This window comes from Lentzea sp. NPDC036949, from assembly GCF_055608075.1.
The window spans coordinates 90,046-97,130 of sequence record NZ_JBVJRA010000021.1 but is presented as its reverse complement, the minus strand read 5'-3'; the positions used below and the strand labels follow the sequence as shown (position 1 = coordinate 97,130).

Here is a 7,085-nt window from a genome sequence, read left to right as displayed (position 1 = left end):
CTGGGAACGCCGCGACGACATCCACGAAGCCTTCCTCGGCCTCGCTACCTGCATCATCTGCTACCGCCACGTCCAACGATTCTGTTAGGACCTCTTCGCCAGGAACGCGTCCAGCGCCGCCGGGCGTTCACCGTTGCGGAACTGCCGCAGGGCGGCCGGGTCTCGGCGGATCTCCCGCGCGAGGTCCCACATCGCCAGGTCCATCTCGGTGGTGACGTTGTTCGGCAGGCCGCGCAGCACCGCCTGCAGCTCCCCCGGCCTGACGTCGGCGACCTTGCCGACGAGCCCGAGCAGCGCGAACCCGGCGAGAGCGGTCGGTGCGAGCCGCGGCAGCACCGGGACGACGCACTGCCGCAACGCCTGCTCGACCGTCAGACCGGCGGCCTTCTCCAGGACCTCGCGTTCCAGCGCACGAGCGCCGCGTGCGGCCTTCTCCGGGTCGGCGAGCGCCCTCAGCACGGTCTGCGGCGCGTGGAAGCGGCGTGCGAGCCGGAGGACGCGCCGGAGCGCCGGCATCGGCGAGGAGCTCGTGACGGCGAACCGCGGGTCGTCGAACAGCCCGCGCAGCACCTCCGCCGACCGCGCCTCCATGACCCCGAGCAGCCGGGTGACGAACTCGCGGCCCACCCGGCTGTGCAGCACCTTGGTGACGTCGAAGAAGATGCGCTCACCGACCTCCACATAGGACTGACTGGCCGGGTCGCCGATGACGATCTCGAACGCCGACCCGGCGATCTCCCGGAACACCGCGCGGCCCATCGGCGTGATCGGCCGTTCCAGCCCCTGGGCGAGGCTGAAGCAGAAGTAGGCGTGCCCGGCTTTGTTGTTCTCCGGCAACGGGAACAGCGTCGTGATCGGCCGCGCCTGGGTGAGGTGGAGCGCGCCGGCGGCGTCGATCGCCCACTCGACGTCCTGCGGGCTGCCGTAGTGCGCCTGCGTCCTGCGGCCCAGCTCGGCGAGCGCGTGGACCTGGTCGTCGGTCAGGCACGGCCCGTCGGCGGCGTCGACCTCGACGTGCTCGGTGCCGCCGCCGGGCAGCGACCTGATGAGGAACCGCTTGTCCCCCAGGCGCTTCTCGACGATCTCGGTGCCGTCAACGACGAAGTGGTCCGGGTTCACCGCCCCGGACACGACCGCCTCGCCCAGGCCGGGGCTCGCGTCGATGACGAGCTGGTCGCGCGTGCCGGTGACCGGGTTCGCGGTGAACAGCACGCCGGACACCGCAGACTGCACCATCCGCTGCACCACGACGGCAAGGTAGGTCGTGCGGTGGTCGATGCCGTTCGTCTCGCGGTAGCTGACGGCGCGGCCGGTCCACAGCGAGGCCCAGCACCGGCGCACCGCGTCGACCACGGCGTCCTCACCGACGACGTTGAGGAACGTGTCCTGCTGGCCCGCGAAGCTCGCGAACGGCAGGTCCTCGGCCGTGGCACTGGAACGCACCGCGACCGGGACGTCGTCGCCGAGGCCCCGGTACGCGGTGACGACCGCGTCCCTGATCTCCTGCGGCACCGGGGTTTCCAGCACGGTGCGGCGCGCGTTCTCCGGTGTGGTGCCCGCCGGCGCGCCGGCTTCCGCGACCGCGCGGTACGCGTCCGTGGTGACGCAGAAGCCCTGCGGCACCGGCAGGCCCGCTCGGGTGAGCTCGCCGAGGTTCGCCGCCTTGCCGCCCACGACGGCCGTCATCGTGCCGTCGATCTCCTCGAAGTCCCTGACGAACGCCATCGCAACCCCTCCGCGGTCTGCCCAGGGGATGACGCTACGAGCACGCGACCAAAAACTCAACACCTGATGAATAAATCACCTCTTCGCGGCGAACTCCCTGATCAGCGCGGCGATCTCGGTCAGCTCCTCCTCCAGCGCGAAGTGGCCGGTGTCGAACAGGCGCAGCCGCGCGCCGGGCAGGTCGCGCAGGTAGGCCCTGGCGCCGGGTTCGAGGAAGAACGGGTCGCCCTGGCCCCACACGATCAGCGTGGGCGGCTGGTGCTCGCGGAAGTACGCCTGCCACTGCGGGTACCGGGCGACGTTGGTGTGGTAGTCGAGGAACAGGTCCACCTGGGGCTGCGGGCGCAGGTCGAGGTGGTGCTGGTCCAGCGTCCAGGTGTCCGGCGAGATCGACTCGGGGTCGCGGACGCCCTCCAGGTAGCCGAACCTCGTGTGCTCCGGCGCGAGCAGGGCGCGCGCGGCCTGCGGGTCGCTGTTGCCGATGAAGCCCTTGGCGACGTCGGAGAGGCCGTCCTCGTAGGCGTTGCCGTTCTGGACGACGAGCCCCTTCACCCACTCCGGGTGGCGGGTCGCGACGCGGAAGCCGACCGGTGCGCCGAAGTCGAAGACGTACATGGTGAAACCGGTGGAGTTCAGCGCCTGCAAGAACTTCTCGACGGTGTCGGCGAGGAGGTCGAACGTGTGGTGCCGCTCCCCCGGCACCACGGTGTGGCCGGAGCCGGGGTGCCGGGCGCCACGACGTGGAAGTCGTCCTTCAGCTCCTCGATGAGCCGCGCGTACTGGTGCGACGCGGACGGGAAGCCGTGCAGCAGCAGGAGTTTGGGTGCCGCGGGATCGCCCGCCTCCCGGTAGAAGACGGTGATCCGGCTGCCGCAGTGGCTGGCCGAGCAGGGTCTGCCCTGGTCGGAGGCCGTGGTGGAGCTGCGGGGACAGGTGGAGGCGGCGGTGCTCGCCGCCCGTGACGGCACCGAACCGGACCTGGCGCCGTTGAACGCGGCGTTGCGCGGCGCTCCGGCGTTCGAGGTGCTGTCGTGGTCCGACGGCGTCGTGGTGTCCCGCGAACGCGCCGGGAACGAGGTCGCGCGGGCGCTCGGCCTGCTCGCGGGTGCGGCGGCGGAGCTGCTGGCGTCACCGGTCGTGCGGAAGGTGAAGACGTGCGAGGGGCCGGGCTGCCGGCTGCTGTTCGTGCCCGCGCACCCGCGACGCCGGTGGTGCGACCCCGCGACGTGCGGGAACCGGGTGCGGGTGGCGCGGTACTACCAGCGGCACAAGGACTAGCGCGCCGCCCTGGGCGTGAAGCGGTTCACCGGGACCGCCCGGCGGGGGTGAACAGGAAGCTGTCGCGGAAGTCGCCGTCACCCCGCCTCGTCGCCATCAGCCGCAGCTCCGGCATGAAGTGGAAGAACACCAGGGCACCCGACCGGTCCGGGTAGCCGAGCGTTTTCGGGAACGCCGGGTTCGTGCCGCCGAACCACAGCGGTGGCGCCCCGAACTCCTCGACCACCTCGGTCAGCACGCAGTCGCCCTCCCCGAGCACACCGGGGATCCGGCTGTCGGTGTCGAGCGTCAGCCAGCCCTGCCGGTGCGCGAGGTCGGCGTACACCGACGCCATCACGTCCTCGCTGCGGTACCCGAGCACCTCGTGCACGGCACCGGTCACCATCGCCGCGTTCGCCGCACCGCGCGTCACCAGTGCCTCCAGCTCGGCCTGCCACCGGTCCGTGCGGCTGTCGGCGAACGCCAAGGCGTCGAACAACGTCAGGATCACCGGCTCGCCGCCGTGCATGCCCGGCCGCCTGATCGCGGCGTTGAGCTGCTCGGACAGGTAATCGCGCAAGTCGTCGAACGAACGCATCCATCCCCCTGCGACAACACGGAAAGGGACGGCCGGGAGATGGCCGCCCCTTTGCCGTTGTTCTATCAGACGGCCCACATGCGAAACGCAAATGGCTCCACCGACGACAGGATGGTCAACAACCGGGGAGGGCAGATGGACGCCGAGCAGATCGTCGGGCACTGGGCGCCGCTGGAGCGGGTCGCCGTCGACTGGAGCGAAGCCTGCGAACGGTGCTGGCGCTGCGGATACCGGGCCTCGCTGGAACAGTGCCACATCGTGCCGACGGTCGCTGGGTGGCACCGATGTGGTGTCGAACCTCGTGCTGCTGTGCGGCCGCTGCCACCGCGAGGCCCCGACGCACACCGATCCGCGCTACCTGTGGCGATGGCTGCGTGCGACGTCAGTGTCCTCGCACGACACTTACTGGACCATCCGCGGGTGGGCGGAGTTCGAGGTCATCTTCGGCCGAAAACCGTTGGAGTGCTTCAAAGAAGCCGCGGTCGACCACGGGACGTTGAACGCGGAGTGCCGCGAGCTGGCGGCTGACGAGTTCGCGAAGACCGTCGTGCAGTTCGGGGAGGGCAGGCTCAACCCGTCGACGATCGCGTGCGTGATCGCGGAGATCGAGAGGAAGCTGGCGGACCGCCACGGCATCGAGCTGCCGTGACGGTCCGCTCACCGCATCAGCTGCAGCCGGAGGTGCTGCCGCAGCCCTCGCACAGGTAGCACGAGCCGGCCGGACGCATCTTCGTGCCACAGGTCATGCACAACGGCGCGTCCGCCGCCTTGCCCAGGTGCAGCTCCAGCAGCTCGGTCGAGCTGCCGACCTGCTTCGGCGCCTCCGCGGGCGCGTCGACCTGGGTCGGCGCCGCCTCGACGGAACCACGCAGGCCCTCGAGGTCCACATCGGACGTCACCGGGGCGCCGTACTCGCCGGCGACCTGCGCCGAACGCTCGTCGGCGGTGAAGATGCCGAGCTGCGCGCGCTTGTCGTACGGCAGGTAGTCGAGCGCCAGGCGGCGGAACAGGTAGTCCAGCACCGAGGTCGCGATGCGCACGTCCGGGTCGTCGGTCATGCCCGCCGGCTCGAAACGCAGGTTCTGGAACTTCGAGACGTAGAACTCCAGCGGGATGCCGTACTGCAGGCCCACCGAGATCGACATCGAGAACGCGTCCATCACACCGGCCAGCGTGGAGCCCTGCTTGCCGAGCTTGACGAACACCTCGCCGAGACCGTTGTCCGGGTAGGAGCCGGCGGTCAGGTAGCCCTCGGCGCCACCGACGGTGAACGACACGGTCTGCGACGGGCGCTTCTTCGGCAGGCGCTTGCGGACCGGGCGGTACTCGACGACCGTCTCGGTCGCGGCCTTCTTCTCCTCGGTCGCCTTCGCGCCCTTGCCCGCCGACAGCGGCTGGCCGACCTTGCAGTTGTCGCGGTAGATCGCGAGCGCCTTCAGACCGAGCTTCCAGCCCTGGTAGTAGATCCCCTCGACGTCCTCGACGGTCGCCGTCTCCGGCATGTTGACCGTCTTGGAGATCGCGCCGGACAGGAACGGCTGCGTGGCCGCCATCATCCGCACGTGGCCCATGGGCGCGATGGAACGCTCGCCCATGGCGCAGTCGAAGACCTCGTAGTGCTCGCGGCGCAGGCCCGGCGCGTCCACGACGTGGCCGTGCTCGCCGATGAACTCGACGATCGCCTCGATCTGCTCGTCCTGGTAGCCCAGTGCCTTCAGCGCGCGCGGGACCGTCTGGTTGACGATCTGCATCGAGCCGCCGCCGACGAGCTTCTTGAACTTGACCAGCGCCAGGTCGGGCTCGATGCCAGTGGTGTCGCAGTCCATCATCAGGCCGATGGTGCCGGTGGGGGCCAGCACGGACGCCTGGGCGTTGCGCCAGCCGTTCTTCGCGCCGACCTCCAGGGCCTGCTGCCACGCCTCGGTCGCGACCTTGTGCACCGCCGAGTCGTTCGCGTGGTAGGTGCGGATCAGGTCGTTCGCCGCGGCGTGCTTGCGCATGACGCGCTGGTGCGCGGTGGCGTTGCGCTTGTAGCCGTCGTACGCGCCGACGATGCCCGCGAGCTCCGCGGAACGGCGGTAGGACACACCGGTCATCAGCGAGGTGATGGTCGCGGCGAGCGCGCGGCCGCCCTCGGAGTCGTACGCGTGGCCGGTGGCCATCAGCAGCGCGCCGAGGTTGGCGTAGCCGATGCCGAGCTGGCGGAACCTGCGGGTGGTGTCCGCGATCGGCTCGGTCGGGAAGTCCGCGAAGCAGATCGAGATGTCCATCGCGGTGATGATCAGCTCGACGGCCTTGGCGAACGTGACGGCGTCGAACTTGCCGTCGGCGCCGAGGAACTTCATCAGGTTCAGCGAGGCGAGGTTGCAGCTGGAGTTGTCCAGGTGCATGTACTCCGAGCACGGGTTGGACGCGGTGATGCGGCCCGACTCGGGGCAGGTGTGCCAGTCGTTGATCGTGTCGTCGTACTGGATGCCGGGGTCGGCGCACTCCCACGCGGCCTTGGCGAGCTTGCCGAACAGCTCCTTGGCGTCGATGCGCTCGATGACCTCGCCGGTCTGGCGGGCACGCAGGCCGAAGTCGCCTCCGCTCTCGTAGGCGTGCATGAACTCGTCCGACACGCGGATCGAGTTGTTCGCGTTCTGGTACTGCACCGACACGATGTCCGCGCCACCGAGGTCCATGTCGAACCCGGCGTCGCGCAGCGCGCGGATCTTGTCCTCCTCGCGCGCCTTGGTCTCGATGAACTCGACCACGTCGGGGTGGTCGACGTCGAGGACCACCATCTTCGCGGCACGGCGGGTGGCGCCACCGGACTTGATGGTGCCCGCGGACGCGTCGGCGCCGCGCATGAACGACACCGGGCCGGACGCGGTGCCGCCGGAGGACAGCAGCTCCTTGGAGGAGCGGATGCGCGAGAGGTTCAGGCCGGCACCGGAGCCGCCCTTGAAGATCAGGCCCTCCTCGCGGTACCAGTTCAGGATCGACTCCATGGTGTCGTCGACCGCGAGGATGAAGCAGGCGCTGACCTGCTGCGGCGACGACGTGCCGACGTTGAACCACACCGGCGAGTTGAAGCTGAACACCTGGTGCAGCAGCATGTACGTCAGCTCGTGCTCGAAGATCTCCGCGTCCTGCTCGCCCGCGAAGTACCCGTGCTCCTTGCCGGCGCCCACGTAGGTCTTCACCACGCGGTCGATGAGCTGGCGCAGCGACTGCTCGCGCTTCTCGCTGCCGACGGCACCGCGGAAGTACTTGCTGGTGACGATGTTCGTGGCGTTCACCGACCAGAACTCGGGGAACTCGACACCGCGCTGCTCGAAGTTCACCGAGCCGTCACGCCAGTTCGTCATGACGACGTCGCGGCGCTCCCACGTGACCTCGTCATAGGGGTGGCGGCCCTCGGTGGTGTAGACGCGCTGGACCTTCAGCGCGGCAGCAGGCTTGGCAGCCGCCCGTGCGGCTGTCTTCTTGGCTGAGCCGCCGACGGTCTCGGTCACGGTGG

General features: G+C 69.7%; 6 protein-coding genes. 2 read left to right on the top strand and 4 right to left on the bottom strand.

The window, feature by feature from the left end; translation table 11 throughout:
* Positions 1 to 84 precede the first annotated feature (84 nt).
* The gene (locus ACZ7CD_RS36735) at positions 85 to 1,725 is read right to left on the bottom strand and encodes a PEP/pyruvate-binding domain-containing protein (RefSeq protein WP_470380701.1); all 1,641 of its coding nucleotides are present in this window, start codon (positions 1,723 to 1,725) and stop codon (positions 85 to 87) included.
* Between the two features lie 75 nt (positions 1,726 to 1,800).
* The gene (locus ACZ7CD_RS36730; RefSeq protein WP_470380700.1) at positions 1,801 to 2,430 is read right to left on the bottom strand and encodes an alpha/beta fold hydrolase; all 630 of its coding nucleotides are present in this window, start codon (positions 2,428 to 2,430) and stop codon (positions 1,801 to 1,803) included.
* A gap of 153 nt (positions 2,431 to 2,583) precedes the next feature.
* Here ACZ7CD_RS36730 and ACZ7CD_RS36725 point away from each other — a divergent pair, with 153 nt between their 5' ends.
* On the top strand, positions 2,584 to 3,003 hold the full coding sequence (locus tag ACZ7CD_RS36725) for a CGNR zinc finger domain-containing protein (protein ID WP_470380699.1): 420 nt from the start codon (positions 2,584 to 2,586) through the stop codon (positions 3,001 to 3,003).
* A gap of 25 nt (positions 3,004 to 3,028) precedes the next feature.
* On the opposite strand, the gene ACZ7CD_RS36720 is transcribed toward ACZ7CD_RS36725, so the two are convergent.
* Entirely contained in the window at positions 3,029 to 3,580 is a 552-nt protein-coding gene (locus ACZ7CD_RS36720) for a hypothetical protein (protein WP_470372226.1), read from the bottom strand.
* A 289-nt stretch (positions 3,581 to 3,869) separates the two neighbouring features.
* On the opposite strand from ACZ7CD_RS36720, the gene ACZ7CD_RS36715 reads away from it, so the two are divergent.
* A complete protein-coding gene (locus ACZ7CD_RS36715) occupies positions 3,870 to 4,229 on the top strand; it encodes a hypothetical protein (RefSeq protein WP_470380698.1) in 360 nt (119 codons plus the stop codon).
* A 16-nt stretch (positions 4,230 to 4,245) separates the two neighbouring features.
* On the opposite strand, the gene ACZ7CD_RS36710 is transcribed toward ACZ7CD_RS36715, so the two are convergent.
* Complete coding sequence (locus ACZ7CD_RS36710; RefSeq protein ID WP_360398450.1) at positions 4,246 to 7,080, bottom strand: vitamin B12-dependent ribonucleotide reductase; 2,835 nt, start codon at positions 7,078 to 7,080, stop codon at positions 4,246 to 4,248.
* Between the last annotated feature and the right edge of the window lie 5 nt (positions 7,081 to 7,085).